15 protein-coding genes and 1 tRNA gene are annotated in these 17,196 nt (G+C 64.0%); 5 read left to right on the top strand and 11 right to left on the bottom strand.

The annotated features are described in order from the left end of the window. Window positions 1–3 precede the first annotated feature (3 nt). Genes tilS through dacB form a run of 3 tightly spaced genes read right to left on the bottom strand, consistent with a single transcriptional unit; the run spans window position 4 to window position 3,562 of the window. Window positions 4–1,020 (bottom strand): tRNA lysidine(34) synthetase TilS, encoded by a 1,017-nt coding sequence (tilS, locus tag ONR57_RS05515; protein WP_265122015.1) that lies wholly within the window; start codon window positions 1,018–1,020, stop codon window positions 4–6. Next, on the bottom strand, window positions 1,017–2,063 hold the full coding sequence (locus ONR57_RS05510) for a zinc-dependent metalloprotease (protein WP_265122014.1): 1,047 nt from the start codon (window positions 2,061–2,063) through the stop codon (window positions 1,017–1,019). The genes tilS and ONR57_RS05510 overlap by 4 nt, the downstream gene beginning before the upstream one ends. Beyond that, window positions 2,060–3,562: a D-alanyl-D-alanine carboxypeptidase/D-alanyl-D-alanine-endopeptidase gene (gene dacB, locus ONR57_RS05505; RefSeq protein WP_265122012.1), complete on the bottom strand. Its 1,503-nt coding sequence runs from the start codon at window positions 3,560–3,562 to the stop codon at window positions 2,060–2,062. Before dacB ends, ONR57_RS05510 begins: the two co-directional genes overlap by 4 nt. Before the next feature lie 138 nt (window positions 3,563–3,700). On the opposite strand from dacB, the gene ONR57_RS05500 reads away from it, so the two are divergent. Further along, the gene (locus tag ONR57_RS05500; protein WP_265122011.1) at window positions 3,701–4,186 is read left to right on the top strand and encodes an inorganic diphosphatase; all 486 of its coding nucleotides are present in this window, start codon (window positions 3,701–3,703) and stop codon (window positions 4,184–4,186) included. Between the two features lie 52 nt (window positions 4,187–4,238). Here ONR57_RS05500 and ONR57_RS05495 read toward each other — a convergent pair whose 3' ends face one another. After that, entirely contained in the window at window positions 4,239–5,207 is a 969-nt protein-coding gene (locus ONR57_RS05495) for a transporter substrate-binding domain-containing protein (RefSeq protein ID WP_265122010.1), read from the bottom strand. Between the two features lie 184 nt (window positions 5,208–5,391). Between ONR57_RS05495 and ONR57_RS05490 the strand changes: the two genes are divergently transcribed. Genes ONR57_RS05490 through ONR57_RS05480 form a run of 3 tightly spaced genes read left to right on the top strand, consistent with a single transcriptional unit; the run spans window position 5,392 to window position 11,166 of the window. Beyond that, the gene (locus tag ONR57_RS05490) at window positions 5,392–5,859 is read left to right on the top strand and encodes a MarR family winged helix-turn-helix transcriptional regulator (RefSeq protein WP_265122009.1); all 468 of its coding nucleotides are present in this window, start codon (window positions 5,392–5,394) and stop codon (window positions 5,857–5,859) included. Further along, on the top strand, window positions 5,856–9,809 hold the full coding sequence (locus ONR57_RS05485) for a Pls/PosA family non-ribosomal peptide synthetase (protein ID WP_265122008.1): 3,954 nt from the start codon (window positions 5,856–5,858) through the stop codon (window positions 9,807–9,809). Before ONR57_RS05490 ends, ONR57_RS05485 begins: the two co-directional genes overlap by 4 nt. A gap of 31 nt (window positions 9,810–9,840) precedes the next feature. After that, a complete protein-coding gene (locus ONR57_RS05480; protein ID WP_265122166.1) occupies window positions 9,841–11,166 on the top strand; it encodes a M1 family metallopeptidase in 1,326 nt (441 codons plus the stop codon). Here ONR57_RS05480 and ONR57_RS05475 read toward each other — a convergent pair. Both ONR57_RS05475 and ONR57_RS05470 read right to left on the bottom strand, forming a co-directional pair. Beyond that, window positions 11,135–12,391: an MFS transporter gene (locus tag ONR57_RS05475; protein ID WP_265122007.1), complete on the bottom strand. Its 1,257-nt coding sequence runs from the start codon at window positions 12,389–12,391 to the stop codon at window positions 11,135–11,137. The genes ONR57_RS05480 and ONR57_RS05475 overlap by 32 nt on opposite strands. Then, the gene (locus ONR57_RS05470) at window positions 12,384–13,055 is read right to left on the bottom strand and encodes a GntR family transcriptional regulator (RefSeq protein WP_265122006.1); all 672 of its coding nucleotides are present in this window, start codon (window positions 13,053–13,055) and stop codon (window positions 12,384–12,386) included. Before ONR57_RS05470 ends, ONR57_RS05475 begins: the two co-directional genes overlap by 8 nt. Before the next feature lie 110 nt (window positions 13,056–13,165). Here ONR57_RS05470 and ONR57_RS05465 point away from each other — a divergent pair, with 110 nt between their 5' ends. Further along, window positions 13,166–13,429 carry a GlsB/YeaQ/YmgE family stress response membrane protein gene (locus ONR57_RS05465; RefSeq protein WP_265122005.1) on the top strand — a complete coding sequence of 88 codons (264 nt, stop codon included), beginning with the start codon at window positions 13,166–13,168 and terminating at the stop codon, window positions 13,427–13,429. A 62-nt stretch (window positions 13,430–13,491) separates the two neighbouring features. On the opposite strand, the gene ONR57_RS05460 is transcribed toward ONR57_RS05465, so the two are convergent. From ONR57_RS05460 to ONR57_RS05440, 5 genes are all read right to left on the bottom strand, one after another. Continuing rightward, window positions 13,492–13,932, bottom strand: a complete 441-nt coding sequence (locus ONR57_RS05460; protein WP_265122004.1) for a hypothetical protein — start codon at window positions 13,930–13,932, stop codon at window positions 13,492–13,494. 99 nt (window positions 13,933–14,031) lie between these two features. Further along, window positions 14,032–14,517 (bottom strand): bacterioferritin, encoded by a 486-nt coding sequence (gene bfr / locus ONR57_RS05455; protein ID WP_265122002.1) that lies wholly within the window; start codon window positions 14,515–14,517, stop codon window positions 14,032–14,034. A gap of 69 nt (window positions 14,518–14,586) precedes the next feature. Beyond that, complete coding sequence (locus ONR57_RS05450) at window positions 14,587–14,787, bottom strand: bacterioferritin-associated ferredoxin (RefSeq protein WP_265122000.1); 201 nt, start codon at window positions 14,785–14,787, stop codon at window positions 14,587–14,589. Window positions 14,788–15,446: 659 nt separating this feature from the next. Beyond that, window positions 15,447–15,519: transfer RNA gene (locus tag ONR57_RS05445), tRNA-Thr, on the bottom strand. A gap of 444 nt (window positions 15,520–15,963) precedes the next feature. Further along, window positions 15,964–17,154 carry a DNA polymerase III subunit delta' gene (locus ONR57_RS05440; protein ID WP_265121998.1) on the bottom strand — a complete coding sequence of 397 codons (1,191 nt, stop codon included), beginning with the start codon at window positions 17,152–17,154 and terminating at the stop codon, window positions 15,964–15,966. Between the last annotated feature and the right edge of the window lie 42 nt (window positions 17,155–17,196).

Below are 17,196 nucleotides of genomic sequence, written 5' to 3'. Positions count from 1 at the left end.
GGGTCAGCTCCCCTTCTCGGTAGGCCGCGTGCCGGGGTGAGAGTGGCGCGGTTGGACTGCGATCCCAAGAGTGCCATGCCGCCGCTCGACGACTAACCTCGCCCCCTCCCCAGCCCGGTTCAGCGCGTCCGGCACCGCCACCGGCCCCTGCCCGCGCCAGTCGCTGACCAGGGCGTCAACCGCACGCAGCTGGCGGTCGGTGAGCCCGCGCGCGCCGCTCTCCAACAGCCAGGATCGCACTGCACGCCGGCGCAGAGCTGCTGGCTCTCCCCGCAGCACCAGCACGTCAAGGCAAGCGCCATTGCGCGCTTTATCTAGCAGCGCACTCGCCAGGTCGTCGAGAACTTCGACGTCTTCCTGGAGCTGCGCGGCCGTCCGGGCTAAGGACTCCGCCACGCCGCCGCGGCAGACTTCCTCCATCAGCGGCAGCACCTCGTCCCGGATTCGCACACGCGTAAATCGCGGATCTGAGTTATGCGGATCCTCATGTGGACTGATGCCCAGCTCCGCACACGCCGCTCGTGTCATCGTGCGGCGCACCGCTAGTAACGGGCGCCCCCACGGCGGGCTATAGGGACGCATCCCGGCCACCGAACGCGGTCCCGATCCGCGCGCCAGCCCAAGAAGCACCGTCTCAGCCTGATCGTCAAGTGTGTGCGCCACGAGCACTGGAGCCTCCCCGCGTGCCGCATTGAGCGCCGCGTAGCGGGCACGCCGAGCTGCGGCCTCAAGCCCACCCGCACCGGTCACCTCAACCCGTATGACACGGGCATTTACGCATCCAGCACGGCGAGCAACTGCCGCAGCGTCTGCTGCGACGCGAGCTGAGCCTTCTTGCAACCCGTGATCGATCGTCACCGCGTGCACGCATCCGGGCATTTCCGCGGCTGCGCCTGCGCATAGCGCAGCTGAATCCGCGCCCCCCGACATCGCGACGACGAGGTCTCCAGCGCCTGGAGAGTACCGTTCGAGCCATTGCCGAACCGCACGCCGCACAACGTGCAGGCCGCTCTCGGTCACCCCAGAACCCGCTGGATCCAGCGTTCCGGTGCGCCGATCTCCTGCGGTTTCGGCAATGTCTCTGGTGATGTCCAGATCGCGTTGAATTCCTGCATGCCGACGCGCTCCACGATTGTGTCCACGAACTTCTTGCCCTTCACGTACTGTGCGATCTTTGCATCTACGCCCAAGGCAGTCCGCATCAGCCATTGCAGCGGGTTGGTACGGCGACGGCGACGCTGGTCGAACAGTTCCCTAATGTGTGCGACCGTTGGCACTACCGCTGGCCCTGCGGCGTCCATGACATGTTCCGCGTGGCCTTCGAGCAGGGTGCCGAGCATGAGCAGGGAAACCATGGCGTCGCGCTGGCGGGGTGGCTGCGTCGCCAACAGCACGCCGACGACACCCCGGTCGAGGCCAGTGTCGTCGCTGCGCCGCACGGCTGACGTCAACCGCCGCGTCAAATCGCCGAGGGTTTCCTCGGTGTGCTCCCCGAGCGCGTCGACGAGGCCGCGCATGTAATCGGCCAGCCATGGCGTCGCAGTGAATTGAACCCGGTGCGTCACCTCGTGTAAGCACACCCACGTTCGGAAGTCCCGGGTGCGCACCCGCATGGCACGTTCCGCCGCCACCACGTTGGGCGCCACAAGTAACAGGGTCCCATCGGGCCCGCTGAACGGGTCGTACTGGCCGATGATGGCGGTGGAAAGAAAACTGAGGATCGCACCAGCCTGCAGACCAGCAGGCCGGCCGCGCAGCAAGCCGCCGGGCGGCTGTGAGCTGCCCGTGAGTTCCGCGAGCGAATGCGCGGCAGCGCGCGCCCAGCCTGGCCGGTCAACGATCCTCGCTGGCCGCACTGGGCGGTCATCGGTCAGGCCCGTGACCTCACGCACGGGACCGTCCGCGAACACCGAGAGCTCCTGCAATTCAGCAGCCACGTGGGTGCGCGTGTACTCGGACATATCCGGGCCCGGCCGCACCAACCGTGCGGCGGTCGTGGCAGCAAGTTTCCAGTCGACGTTGGCGGCGGCGGATTTGTCCTGCACGGAAGTTGGGTCGCTCATTCTCCTGCTCTCGGTACCGTCCGAAGCTGCGCGGCGAGCGCATCGAGGGCTGGCCGCGCCTCGAACGCACTGCTATCGGTCGAAATGAAAGCAAAGGTGAGCACCCGGCCCGTTCGGGTGACCGCATACCCTGCCAATGCGTTTACTCCATCGAGTGTGCCAGTCTTCGCCCGAACCCACCCTGTTCCCGATGCGGCGGCCTCCGTGAAGCGTGCCTCGAGGGTGCCTGTACCTGCCGCTACCGGAAGCAGATCAAGTAGCGGCCGCAGGGCTGCGGCCGTATCGTCGGCGGCCAGCTCCTCCGGTGCGGCGGATTCGGCCGCAGCACGCGCGAGCAGCGTGTCAAGGGCAGAAACCGACAGCACGTTCTCCCGTGATAGTCCGCTTGCGTCAGCGAGAACGATATCGTCGGCCGGCAGTCCGTGCTCCGCGAGTACCGCGGGGATCGCACGCACGGCACCACGAAATGAGGCTGGCTCCCCCACCGCGACCGCGATTTCGCGGCCGATCGCTTCCGCAAGCACGTTGTCCGACTGCTGCATGAACTGGTCGAGCCGCACGCGGAGCGGCGCGGAACTAACCTGTGCGAGAACTTGAGCGCCGGTGCTCGCGACGCCGGCGGTGACAGAATCCGGGTCAGCCCCGAGTCGCTCCGCCAGCGTACGGCCCGCAGCTAGCGCAGGTTCATCCCAGCGCGGCGACTCTGGCTCAAGCGGATCGATACGACCACCATCGAGCATCACCGGCTCCATGGGAGCGACGTAACCCTCTCCCACGCTCTCGGGGCTCCATCCAGGTGCCAGGCGGGCGCCGGTAAACGCCGTGGTGTCGACGACCACGCGGCGCACTTCGGTACCGCTGTCACGTACCTGCGCTGCGAGGTCGTCGATGCGCGGTGCCCCTTCGTAATAGGTGGGCGCTCCTTCGGGCTGCGCGCTGAGGGTGACGTCACCAGCCCCCACAAGCACGACTTCACCGGGCTCAGAACCCGCAACGACGCGGGTTTCGACGCGGCCATCGAGCGGCAGCACAAGTAGCGCCGCGGCCCCGGTGAGCACCTTCGCCGCTGACGCGGGGATGCGGCGTTCGGTGTGGTCCTGTGCCCAGAGCACTGTTCCCGTGCTGGCGTCGGTAACTCGTCCAGCCAGCGAGCCGAGCGCGGGATCGCTCAGCCAGGGATCGAGGGCTGCCGCTACCTCGTCCTGCGTCGGCATCGGCGCAGCGTCGGGAAGTGGAAGAATCGCCGGCTGCACCTCGACGAGAGGCGGCGGCTCGGCAACCGTAGCGCTGCTCTGGCGGAACGACTCCGCGTACCGCGCTGCCACTAGCGTGCCGGTGCTGGCGACGATGAGCACAATGGCGGCAAACACTGCAATGAGTGCGCCGCGCCGGTACGGCCGCGCTCGCCGGGCACCGGCCGCTGCCGAAGGCGCAGAATCTAGCGGGGGGCCTGAGGGCTCCGCTTCTCCCCCGGGAAGCGGTGCCTTGTCGACTGTCATCGTGTCCTTCCCCCCGGGGTCAGTATTGATTCGCCGCGACTGGTTGTCAGCGTGGTCGGGGCCAAGACTATCCTTGACGCGCCGACTGTGGACCAACGCAGACGGCATACCGGACTGACACGAGCGAAGCGAGGACGCGTGGAATTCGACGTCACGATCGAGATCCCCAGGGGACAGCGCAACAAATACGAGGTCGATCATGAGACAGGCCGGGTCCGCCTCGACCGCTACCTGTTCACTTCAATGCAGTACCCGGCCGACTACGGCTTCATCGAAGACACCCTCGGCGGCGACGGCGATCCCCTGGACGCGCTCGTTCTGCTTCCTGAACCGGTGTTTCCCGGTGTGATTGTCGAGGCTCGCCCCGTCGCGATGTTCAAGATGCGCGATGAGGCCGGTGACGACGAGAAGATCCTGTGTGTGCCCGTCGACCCGCGCTGGGACCACATAAAGGACATCGGGGACGTGCCCCAGCATCATCTCGATGAGATCAAACACTTCTTCGAGCGGTACAAGGATCTCGAACCCGGTAAAGAGGTCCACGCGGCTGACTGGGTTGGGCGCGAGGAAGCCGAAGCAGAGATTCATCGGTCGATTGAACGTTTCACCCAGAACGGCCACTGACCAGTGCGCAGATAGCGGGCATGGTGACCGTGATCACCATGCCCGCCGATGGTTAATCCACAGGCGGGTTGAGCTGCGAACGAGCGACAACGGCATGATCGAGCGCCCACCGCTCGAACACCGCTTGATACTTGCCCGTGACGATCACGGCGTTCAGTGCCTCTTGAAGGGTTCGGCCTAGCCCCGAGCCCTTATCGGCGATCGCCGAAACTAGCGCGGGTTCCGTACCGAGGCCCGGCACGCGCCCGACGACCTTCGTCCGCCCCATGGTCACGGCCTCGAAATTCAGGATCGACATCGGCCCGAAGCTCGCGTCGATTGCCCCGCTTTCGAGCGCCGCGTAATACTCCCGGCCGTCGACGTAGTGTTTGAGTTCAGCCTGGCCCAATCCGCGTCGAGCCAGTTCCTCATTCCAGCTGCGAAGGATCTGCTCGCTGCGTGTGCCCTCACCTACCCCGATGCGCAGCCCCGCGATGTCATCCGGGCGACTCAGCGACTCGGTCGCGGACCCTGCTAACACTGCGAATGCCTGATCTTCGCGCTGATAGGTGACCATGTCGAAACGCGCCATGCGTTCAGGCGTGGCCGCGATGTTGGCGAATCCGACGTGATAACGGCCCTCATCGACACCCGTGAACACTTCGCTCCAGTCCGTGGTGCGGAGCTCGAGCTCGAGATCGAGGACATCAGCAACCAGCTGAGCGAGGTCCGGTTCCACGCCGATCATCGTCATCGCATCGTCCGCACGAAACGACGACGGCGGCGCATTCCCCGTCGTTGCCACGATGAGTTTTCCGCCCTCACGGATTTCCTCCGGCACCCGGTCAGCGATCTCGCGAACAGATTCCGCACGGATGCGCTGCTGATCGGGACTGGTGTTCACGACGAACAGCTCGCTTGGCTGGGACGCGCCGGTCGGGCTGGGTCCGCGGGAACAACCAGCAAGCAGCGCGGCGGCGGCAACGGTGACCATGACAGCAACCAGGACGCGGCGCGGCCACGACGCACCTCCAGCGCTCACAGCCTCCCCCTTCACAGCCGGCCTGGCTCCGTCAGGCCGGGCACACATCACCCATTTCCGACATTGCGCCCAATGTTTCTTCCCAACAAGAGTAGCCGTAATAACCGCGACACTTTCCCCCGACTTCCGATATTGCGGGTGTGTCCAATTGTTTATTGGCCCCGCGAACCTGTACGTTGTCGTGGTGCCAAAAACAGACTTGCTGCAGGATTCCGCGCCGAGCGGCACAGAATTCGTGATCGCACAGCTTCACCGGGTCGTGCGGGAACAGGTAGAACGACCGCTCGCGGACGCAGGCTTCACCTTGCGTACCCACTGGATTCTCAACCAGCTGGCACACCAGCCGCTGTCCCAGCAGCAGGTCTGCAACGCCTTGGCGATCGACCGGAGTGACATGGTCCGCATCGTCGACGATCTTGAAGAGCGGGAATTACTCACCCGGTCGCGCGACAAGAAGGACCGGCGCAAGCACACGCTGCATCTCACCAAAGCGGGGCGTGCGGCGTGCGCGGAAAGCGCAACGATCGTCGAGTCGGCGATTGATAGCGCTTTCCGCCCGCTCACCAAGAAGGAACGGCACACCTTTCGCCGCCTGGCACTCAAGGTGCTGACGCTGTCCGGCGAGTCAGCACTGAAAGGTACCGGAGAATGACTTTCACGACGGCAACTGCCGCGCACTCACCTTCACGCGACGATCTCGAACTCCTCCCCGACTCTCACCCAATTGCCGGGCCAAGGCAGCGCCAGCAGCCGCTTCTGGCCGCACACCGCGCACCCGCTGCACGAACACTTTTGGATATCATCGAGTCCGTTGCATGCGCCCACCCAGACGCGCCTGCGCTAGACGCAGGCACTGACGTACTCACCTACCGCGAACTCACCGCAGCGGCCAGCAAGATCTCCACCGAGCTGCAGCGCCACGGCATCGGAGCCGGTGATCGAGTTGGTATTCGCATGACATCCGGCACCGCCGACCTCTACGTCAGCATCCTTGGCATTCTCACAGCCGGTGCTGCGTATGTGCCTGTCGATGCGGACGATCCACCGGACCGGGCAACGCTGGTTTTCGGTGAAGCCGGCGTCGCCGGAGTGATTACCGACTCAGGGTTCGAACCTGCACCCCACAGGGCAGTGCCGGATCGGCGCGGTTCCGGGCGCGCGCCACAGCCAGCGGACGAAGCCTGGATCATCTTCACCTCCGGATCAACGGGCGTGCCAAAAGGTGTCGCAGTAACCCACAGGAGCGCAGCCGCTTTCGCTGACGCTGAGGCGCGGCTTTTTCTTCAGGAGCGGCCCCTCGGGCCTGGGGATCGCGTGCTGGCCGGGCTTTCCGTCGCATTCGACGCCTCGTGTGAAGAAATGTGGCTGGCCTGGCGCAGCGGCGCATGCCTCGTTCCCGCGCCGCGGTCACTCGTACGAAGCGGCTCTGAGCTGGGTCCGTGGCTCGTCGAACGACAACTGACGGTGGTGTCGACAGTCCCGACCCTCGCAGCGTTATGGCCCCCGGAATCACTCGATGCTGTGCGCTTACTGATCTTCGGTGGCGAAGCCTGCCCGCCAGAACTGGTGACCCGGCTGCATAGCCCAGGCCGGGAGATGTGGAACACCTACGGCCCCACAGAGGCCACAGTCGTGGCCTGCGCCGCCCCGCTGACGCCTGGCGAGCCGATACGGATCGGCCTGCCGCTCGACGGCTGGGATCTGGCTGTCATTGGGACCGACGGCGCACCCGTTCGTTCGGGCGAGGTCGGTGAACTCGTCATCGGCGGCGTGGGGCTCGCGCGGTACCTGGATGCGGATAAGGACCGTGCCAAATACGCACCCCTGCCACAGCTCGGCTGGGCGCGCGCCTACCGCAGCGGAGATCTTGTTCGTTACGAACCTGAAGGTCTGCTGTTCCTCGGTCGCGCCGATGACCAGGTCAAAATCGGGGGACGCCGGGTCGAACTTGGTGAGATTGACGCGTTGCTGCAAGACCTGCCGGGCGTCATCGCGGCGGCGGCGACGATCCAGCGCACAAACTCCGGGTCACCGGTGCTCGTGGGCTACCTCGCCACCGGTGGGGCAGATTTCGATACCTCGGCAGCGCGTGCCCAGCTGGCCGAAAATCTGCCTGCGGCGCTGGTTCCGCGACTCGCCGTGCTCGAGGAGCTGCCCATTCGGACCTCCGGAAAGGTTGACCGCCACGCACTGCCATGGCCGCTGCCATCCGTCGAGCACACGGCGCCGACCGGGCTGACCGAGACGGAGTCCTGGCTCGCCGCGCTGTGGAATGACACGCTCGGCGCCGATGTGAGCGATGGCGACGCTGATTTCTTCGAATTGGGCGGGAGTTCGCTGACCGCGGCGCAGCTTGTGTCGCGCCTGCGGGCGCGGCACCCGGGAATGACAGTTGCCCAGCTTTACGACCACCACCGCTTGTGCGACCTCGCTGCGCACCTTGAACAGGCCGAACCCGCTCCATCAGCCGCGGCTCGGACCGTCACGCCGCAAAGCCGGATAAGCCAGGCCGCGCAAACCGTGTTGCTCGCCGTGCCGCTTGCCCTGACTGGCGCGCAATGGGCTACCTGGGCAGCGCTGCTAAGCACCCTGGGCGCCCTGCTTTCCCCCGTCAGCTGGCTGCCGACCGTGCCCGCACCACTACTCGCGGTGCTGACAGTGCTGCTTCTGACACCGCCCGGACGAATCGCACTGACAGCACTGATCGCACGTGCGCTGCTGTCCCGGATCCAGCCTGGTACCCACCCGCGCGGCGGCGCCGCGCATCTCCGAATTTGGCTTGCTGAACGAGTCGCAGATGCAGTCGGAGCCACGGGGTTATCCTGCGCACCGTGGATGACCTGGTACGCGCGGGCACTCGGCGCACAGGTGGGCAAACGCGTCAGCCTCCACACGATTCCGCCGGTCACGGGAATGCTCGAGGTCGGTAACGGCGCGGCAATCGAACCGGAAACGGATTTGTCCGGTTATTGGGTTGACGGTGATGTAGTGCATGTGGGCCGGATCTTTGTAGGGACACGTTCGGCCGTCGGCGCCCGCTCCGTGCTGCTGCCTGGCGCACGCGTCGGCAAGGACGCCCGCGTGGAGCCGGGTTCAGCTGTTTCCGGACGGATCCCCGCTGGTGAGCGGTGGGCCGGGTCCCCCGCCGCGCGCCTCGGCCGGGCAGACGAATGGTGGCCGCGCAGCGCACCCCCAGCTGCGCGCAGATGGGTGCCTATTTACGGGTTGACAGCGATCGGGCTAGCGTCACTGCCCTTTATCGCACTGGTGCCAGCTCTTTTGATTCTCGCGGCGCTGCTCAGCCCGACCGCTGGACCCAGTGATGCGCTGATCCCGTTCCTGTTGTGGATCCCACTCGGCGCGATCCTCAGCGCGGTGATCTTTGCGGCCCTTGTGGTGGCGTGTATGCGGCTGCTGGCGATCGGTCTGGCGCCCGGCACTTATCCGGTGCGCAGCCGCAGCGGCTGGCAGGCGTGGGCTTCCGAACGTCTCGCCGATGCCGCGCGAACATTCCTCTTTCCGGTCTACGCGAGTACTCTCACCCCAGCCTGGCTGCGGTTACTCGGCGCCAAGGTGGGCCGCAACGTGGAAGCATCAACCGTGCTGTTGCTCCCCAAGTTCACGACAATCGCTGATGGCGCCTTCCTCGCTGATGACACTCTGGTCGCGGGGTACGAACTCGGCAACGGCTGGGTGAACATCGGAACCGCCAAAGTCGGCAAGCGCGCATTCCTCGGCAACTCAGGAATGGCGGGACCGGGGCGGAAGGTTCCGAAGAACGGTCTTGTTGCGGTCCTGTCCGCTGCGCCGGAGAATGCGAAACGCGGTTCGTCCTGGCTCGGCAGCCCACCTGTGAAGCTGCGCCGCCGCAAAGCTGAGGCCAAAACGGAGCGCAGGACTTTCGCGCCCCCATTGCGGCTGCGCGCACTGCGGGCCACGGTCGAATTGGGTCGTGTGATACCTGTCACCGTCACATTTGGTCTGGGCGCGGCCCTCGTCGGCGGACTCATCGCCACCACAGCGAGCTACGGATTCACGGCCGCCCTCGCAGCCAGCACCGGACTCGCCGCAATCGCGGCCGCGCTGGCCGCGATAGTCACCATTTGTGCGAAATGGCTGCTCGTCGGCCGAATCCGCGCCCACGAAACACCTCTGTGGAGCGGATTCGTCTGGCGCAATGAGCTGGCCGACACGTTCACGGAAGTGCTGGCGGCGCCCTGGTACGCACGCATTTGCAGCGGCTCGCCGGCGCTGAACCTGTGGCTCCGCGGGATGGGAGCGCAAGTTGGGCGTGGATGCTGGTGCGAAACGTACTGGCTGCCTGAGGCTGATCTCGTCAGCATCGGCTCCGGAGCCACCGTCAACCGAGGCTCCGTCGTGCAAACGCACCTATTCCATGACAGGGTCATGAGTGTGGGGCCGGTTGAGATCGGTGCTGGCGCCACGCTCGGTTCACACAGCGTGATCTTGCCTGCATCAGCGATCGGGTCCGGGGCCACACTCGGTCCGGCATCGCTGCTGATGCGCGGTGACATGGTACCGCCTGGTACGCGATGGCAGGGTAACCCCATCGCACCGTGGGAAACCGAGCGACGTGACTGATCGTTCACTCGTCTCCAGGGAGGACGCCGACGTGGCCCGGCCACTTACCCGTACCAGCTCCGCTGTCGACCCATACGTCCCGACCAGCGGAAACAACGGGTACCGAGTGTCGCGCTATGAGCTCGACCTGAATTACCGGGTATCCACGAATCGTCTTGAAGCGGATACGACGATCACCGCGGTGACGACCGAAACGCTCGACCGTTACGCGCTCGACCTCTCAGCGGCGCTGAAGGTGGCCAAGGTGCGTGTCAATGGCGCCGCCCCGGCTCGATTCAGCCACAAGGCCGGGAAGCTGCGCATCACCCCGCGCGTCCCGATACCAGCAGGTGGCCAGCTGGTTACTGAGGTCAAGTACGCTGGGCGGCCGCGGCCCGTCGTCAACCAGTTCGGAACGATCGGATGGGAAGAACTCACGGACGGGGTTCTCACTGCGAACCAGCCCAATGGTGCACCCACCTGGTTTCCGTGTAACGATCACCCGAGCGCGAAAGCCAGCTATCGAATCAGCATCACCACCGAGTCGGCGTACGCCGCTCTGTCCAACGGCACCTTGCACAGTCGCAAAACCCACGCCGGCACGACCACGTGGGTTTATGAGCAGCCTGAACCAATGTCGACCTACCTCGCGACAGTACAGATCGGCTCATACGTGGTGCAGGAAATTGCGCCGTCACCGGTGCGGATGAAAGCCGCGGTACCCCCTGCACTGCGCGGGAATTTCGAGATCGACTTCGCGCGTCAGCGCCGAATGATCAAGCTTTTCACTAAGCTCTTCGGTCCATACCCTTTCAGCAGCGGCTATTCGGTGGTCGTCACTGAGGATCCGCTTGAAATCCCACTGGAAGCGCAGTGTCTGTCCGTATTCGGCGCGAATCACTGCGACGGAAAGCAGCATTCCGAACGGCTGATCGCGCACGAACTCGCACACCAGTGGTTCGGCAACAGCGTGACAGCCTCTACGTGGGCGGATATTTGGCTGCACGAGGGGTTTGCGTGTTACGCGGAGTGGCTCTGGTCCGAAGGAAGTGACGGGCCCACCGCGAAAGAATGGGCCCGCCACTACTGGGACAAGCTGAAGAGGTCACCGCAAGACCTTGTCCTCGCAGATCCGGGTTCGAAGCGAATGTTCGACGACCGCGTGTACAAGCGTGGCGCCCTCACCCTGCACGCACTGCGAACGCGCATCGGCGATGAGGCATTCTTCGCGCTGCTGCAAGACTGGACAAACCGGTACAGGCACTCGATCGCAACCACGGACGATTTCGTCGGCCTCGCGGCGCTGTACAGCCGCCAGTCCCTCGCCGATTTGTGGACTGATTGGCTCAGGTCGAAACCCTTGCCAGATTTGCCTTGAGCGCCTGCGTCGGCGATATGCGGCTGCCAGCGAGGACAAGAGCGAAACTGAGTGCGGCAACAACCGCTCCGCCCATGAACATGGCGGGGTAGCTGACAACCTGGGCACCGAGCGCCATAGCAGCCGGCACCGCGAAACCTAGATAACTCAGCGAATAGAAGACCGCGTTGAGTCCCGCGAGATCATCTGGTGTCGCGACCCGCTGCACCTCAAGCAGTCCAGCCACGAGTGCCATACCGTATCCCGCTCCGAGCACACACGCTGCTGCTATCACCAGCGGCACGCTCAGGGTTGCCGCGGCGAATGCGGCAAGCGGCAGCGCCGCGACAAGCAGTGCGAAAGCGGTCAACACACCTCGCGCAGTACCCGGTTTGTCGATCTTGCGTCCCAGCGCTTGAATACCGAACCCGCAACCTAACGCCAGCAGACACAGAAGGGCGCCGAACGCTATCGGCATACCCGCACTGTGCTCAGTCATGAGGTTCGGCAGCACCGCATACGCTGCCGCAGCGGCCCCGAAAACCCACGGCGCCACAGGGACGATCACGAGCCAGAATCGGCGATGGCCCGCTGAGGGAATCTTCAGATCGGCCAGCAAAGGCGCGCTGCGTACATGTGCGGGAATGCTGACCCGCGTCTCCGGAACCCAGAAGAGCGGCACCAGCACCACAGCCGTAAGCACAATATGAACAGCGTAGGGAACAATACTCGGCCAGGGGCCCCACTGTGCGAGCGCGCCAGCCGCAGCTGCACCAAGTGCGAACCCTGCGGTGAGCGACATCGCCATTCGCCGAGGCCCAGCGCTCGCCAGGGCCCGGTGATCGTACGGCGCGCGGGAAAGCTCGGTCAGCCAGCTTCCGCCGACAGCCATAGCGAGACCGATCGAGATGCCGGACAGAACTCTTCCGGTAAACAGCACGGCAGCCTGGCTCGCACCGACCGCGAGTACAGCCGACCCGGCGATCGCAAAGACCGGTGCGGGCAGCATGAGCGCGCGGCGCCCGAACCGGTCCGACAGTGGCCCGCCGAGGAGTAAGCCCGGCACGATACCGAGCACATAGGCGAATAACAGGATGTCGACAATGAAGTCGGAGAAGCCATGCTCTACGCGGTACATCGTGAGCAGCGGCGTGAACTCGTTGCCTCCCCACGCGATCGCGAACACGGCTGCAGCGACTGTGATCCACGGCGGCACGGTCCGGCGCGTCCGATCTCCCTCAGCCATCGAGCCACATCACATCTGGACGGGGCCTATCGGCGAGGTGATGAGCACGCCGCATGTGCGCCCAGATGCCGTCCGCGTACGCGTCGGCATCCCCCCGTTCCACGATCTCGATGAGCGCTTCGTGGTCGTCGAGAATCTGTGGTGTCACCGTCGTGTCACGCGCGACCGACTGTGCGGACATGCGGCGCTGCCTATCGCGCAACCGTTTGTAGAAGTCGATCAGCAGCCGGTTGTGGCACGCCTCAACGATCGTCGCGTGGAAGTCCGCATCCTCTGCAGCGAACGCTCCCACATCGCCGCACGCGCGGTGTTCTTTCAGTCGCTTAAGTGATTCCCGCAGTGCTGCAGCCACCCGCGTGCGCGCCGAACTGTCACGGGCAAGCATGCGCATCGCATGCACCTCGGTGAGGTAGCGCGCCTCCACGAGTTCCTCCGCGGCGCCCTCGGCGATGGGCACGACAAGTGCGCCTCGCTTGGGGTACAGACGCATCCACCCCTCAGCCTCAAGGCGCAGGAAACCCTCCCGCACCGGCGTCCGCGAGACGCCGAGCTCAGCGGCGATCTCGCCCTCGCTGAGGAGTTCACCCCCAGCGAGCGCGCCAGTGAGGATCTGCTCCTTTACCCGCTCGTAGACGCGGTCCGCGGAAGAATACTTCTTAGACACAAGAAGTATTTATATCAGAATGTTTGAGTTTCCGTCTCGTGGTGATCTTGGGTTTAGGCTCGAATCACAAAGATCAACGAGCTGCGACTGCCCACGCAAAGGAGCATCACATGCTAGGTCTAGGCATCCTCGGATGGATTATCATCGGCGGGCTCGCTGGCTGGATCGCCAGCAAGATCATGGGCACCGATGACAAGCAAGGAATCCCGCTCAACATCCTCGTCGGCGTGGTTGGCGGTTTGATCGGCGGCTTTCTCCTCACCCTGATAGGCGTGGACGTAGAAAGTGCAGGATTTTTCTTCAGCTTCCTGACGTGCCTACTGGGCGCAGTGATCCTGTTGTGGGCAGTCGGAAAGATCCGCGGCGGGAGATAGCACACCGACTACCGACTGCACCTGCTGGGCGTCGTCTGCAATCGGCGCGCAGCAGGCGCAAGTCAGCGTGAGTTGCCCGCGCGGATGCCTTGCTCTTCCGGCACCTTTACGCCCGAGTTCAGGGCATTCACATACTCCGCGAGCTGTGCGGCGAGGTCAGGCATCTGCCGGACAGCGGCGGTCGTCGAATCCTGCGCGGCGAGGAGCCGCTTGACATCAGCCAACGTTGTCGCCGATTCCTTGAGCGAAATCTCAGCGTCGCGAAGGACTTTGCCGAGTGTGTCACCGATGCCAACGAGTGTCGTGTCGAGATGCTGGAGGGTCTTACTGACGTCGGACATCGTGCGCTCCACCGTTTTGACGGTGTCACGCACTTCCCCGATCGTGTCGTTGACGTCCGCGACCATCGTGTTCACATCAGCCCGGACGTCTCTGATTGCGGTGAACATGCGCGGAACGGGGAACCGCCTGGTTAGGATGCCAGCGAACCGGGCCATATCCATCCCCCCTGCGTACGGCGACCTTGCCGAGCTACTGTGGCGTGGCTCACGTTAGCACGCCAAGCAGCGCATCGGCGAACGATCGCCGTTGCAGGTGTTCGTTCAGCCAGCGGTTGGCGGCTGGTCGACAAGCTGGGCAAGGTACAGTTGCTCGCCGAGTTTGTCCATCAGCTCGAGCTGCGTTTCGAGGTAATCAATGTGCTCTTCTTCGTCGTCAAGGATCTTCTCGAACAGATTCGCGCTGACGGCGTCGCCCTTTTCCCGGAAGAGCTTGATGCCGGACCGAAGCCGCTCAAGCACCTCTAACTCAATGGCTAAGTCAGCGTCGAACTGCTCGCGGATCGATTGTCCGATGCGCAGGGTTCCGATTCGCTGATAGTTGGGCAAACCGCCCAACAGGAGAATCCGGTCGGTGAGCCACTCGGCGTGGTTCATCTCTTCGATTGATTCTTCACGGGTATGCGCTGCAAGCTTGGTGAAACCCCAGCTCGCTTGCATCTTCCCGTGCAAAAAGTATTGGTTGATCGCCGTGAGCTCACTGGTGAGCTGCTCATTCAACAGCGAAATGATCTCTTCGTCGCCACGCATCTAGCTGCCCTCCGATCGATCGATGATCCGAGGTTACCTCTGTTGTTGTGCGTGACACAACGAAAATGATCAAGCCGTGCGCGGCATCCTTTCGACGGCGTCAGCCTGGGCATGATGCTGCTTGAGCATCTTCGAGAGCCGATGTACACATGTCCCACAACCAGTACCCGCACCACAGCGCTCACCGATCTCGTCGGTGGTACGAACGCCAGCCAGGATCATCGCCTCGACCTGCGTCTTCGGCACTGCTGCACAGATACACGCGTACAAAGCTCTAACCTCCCACTGGAGTACTGCTTAGGTAAGGCTCTCATGAACCACTACGTTTAGGCAAGGCTTAGTGAACCAGAATTTGAGCCGAGCAGCAAGACCCCCTAGCCAACACCGGGAAAACACCCAGGCTCGGACAGATCGGGCAAAAAAGCGCATTCTCTGCGACTTTCCACCGTCAAACCGGAAAAAGCACCGCCACAAGCCTCCAAGGCAGTGGCAGATGTCACGCACACGTGCACGCCACTGAGGTGGCTCAGTTTCCCCTAGTGCCTTCGCCCCGGTGAACCGGCCCGTCAGCATAGGGGGATGTGCTCAGCCAGGGCATACTGACCAGCTACACGGATCACTACACGAACGGTGAACACGTCTTTATGGTGTGCCGAACCAGCGATGCCTTCGCGGATCGGCGAGGGCGCAGCCACCCAGGAAGACGCCAACCCGCCACAGGCCATTGATTGTGACGAATCAGGGCGCCCCAACCGCCCAAATCCTCCCGGATCTGCGCCATTCCCAGCCGGACCCGAATCTGCCCCGCCGTTGGGAATCTGCCCTGTCCACGGCAGGGGCACATTCCCAGCAACCGGGCACCTGCCACCCCAACCAGCCCAGGAACGGCAAAACCGAACCCGGGGGGTTCGGTTTTGAGACCTTTTGAGAGCCGCCTGGGGGAATCGAACCCCCGACCTTTTCATTACGAGTGAAGCGCTCTACCGACTGAGCTAAGGCGGCATCCTGCACCCGCGCGCTGCCGTACGGCATCACGTGAGCGATACGCAGTCTAGCGTCACAGTCGCTGGATGGAAAATCCGCACAGACTCGCGCACCTTCGTGCCTACCCACAAAAGAAAACACCCGAACGGGGAATCGGGTGCCTTCTTCGAGAGTCAGGCTTCAATACTCCTGGTGACCACGCTGGCCGACGTCGTCACATTCGTACTGTCGTCTACTACGGCTCTTCACTTTTTGCGGGTGTCTTCACGCATCCGTGTTTTCAACCGCACCGTTATGCGTATTCAGTCCCCCGGGGTCGCTGGTTTCCGGATCCAACGGCCGGGCTTTTAGGAATATGTGGAATCCTCCTGCAGTAGTTTCCACCGCATTCCGGTCGGTCTAGCCATATTACGCCTGGCCCGACGCTGACCGCAAGGGGTCAATGCGGGCAAAAACCATTGCTCACCTGCGAAGCAAGCCACTCAGTTCCGCGAGCATGGCGGTCACGGCAAACTCTGGCTTGACGTTCGTGTCGAGCGCATCCCGGCACTCGAGAATCGCATCGATACTCTGCAAGAGGGCCTCGGGGCCACAGCTCCTAGCGATCTTGCGCGCCGCCGTGTCCGCGTCGGGATGACTGGCCGGCACCTCAGCACCGAAAGCAATCACCAGTGCGTCCCGGTACACGCCCGCAAGGTCCATGAGCGCCCGATCGTATGCGTCCCGCGCCGTCCGTGTTGCACGTGATTTCTGTCGGCGCTCGAGCTCTTTCAGCGCACCCGCCGCACCGCGCAGCGCTCCAGCCGTGCCGCGGCCGGTACCGCCTGCACCTAGCGCCGTCTTCAGCTCTTCCGTTTCTTTGTCATCGAGTTCAGCGCTGACGGTTTTCGCATCGTCAGCGGCGGTAGCGAGAATCGCGTCTGCCGCGTTGATCGCGGCTGCGGGCCGATCAATGTTCTCCGCTATAGCCAAAATCTTCTCTCTGCGTTCCCGCGCCTGCGGATCCGCTGCCAAGCGCCTTGCACGACCCACATGTCCTCCACACACCGAGGCTGCCCACCGCGCGATATCTGGCTCGAAGCCGTCCCGCTCACGCAGCACCTCCTCGATCGCAGCGGCACCCGGCGTTGTAAGCACGACAAGCCGGCACCGCGAACGGAGCGTGATCGCAATATCTTGCGGATCCGGTGAGGGCGCGCACAGGAGAAAAACTGTGTGCGACGGAGGTTCTTCCACGACCTTGAGGAGCGCGTTGGCCGCGCCCTCGGTAAGCCGGTCGGCGTCCTCAATGATGACGATTTGCCAGCGCCCCACCCCGGGGCGGCGAGAAGCGATCTGCACGATGCCGCGCATCTCCGCAACCGCGATACTCAAACCTTCGGGGGTTACCCGCCGGACATCAGCGTGCGTGCCATGCAAAACGGTCGTGCAGGCACCACATTCGCCACAGCCGGGCTCCACATTTCGGATGCATTGCAGCGCTGCCGCAAACGCGAGTGCTGCCACCGAGCGGCCCGACCCGGGCGGCCCAGTGAACAGCCATGCGTGTGTCATCCCTGATCCTGTCCGCGGGCTGCGTGCCGCGCACGCCGCTGCGATGAGCTCAGAAACAACGTCATCCTGGCCGACCAATTGGCTGAAGACATTCGCCACGATTCGAGAGTAGCGAGTCCGCTGCATCGCTCGCCCGGCGAT

The sequence above is a fragment of the Hoyosella sp. YIM 151337 genome, from assembly GCF_026041215.1.
GTDB lineage: Bacteria > Actinomycetota > Actinomycetes > Mycobacteriales > Mycobacteriaceae > Hoyosella.
This window is presented reverse-complemented; position numbering and strand designations above follow the sequence as displayed.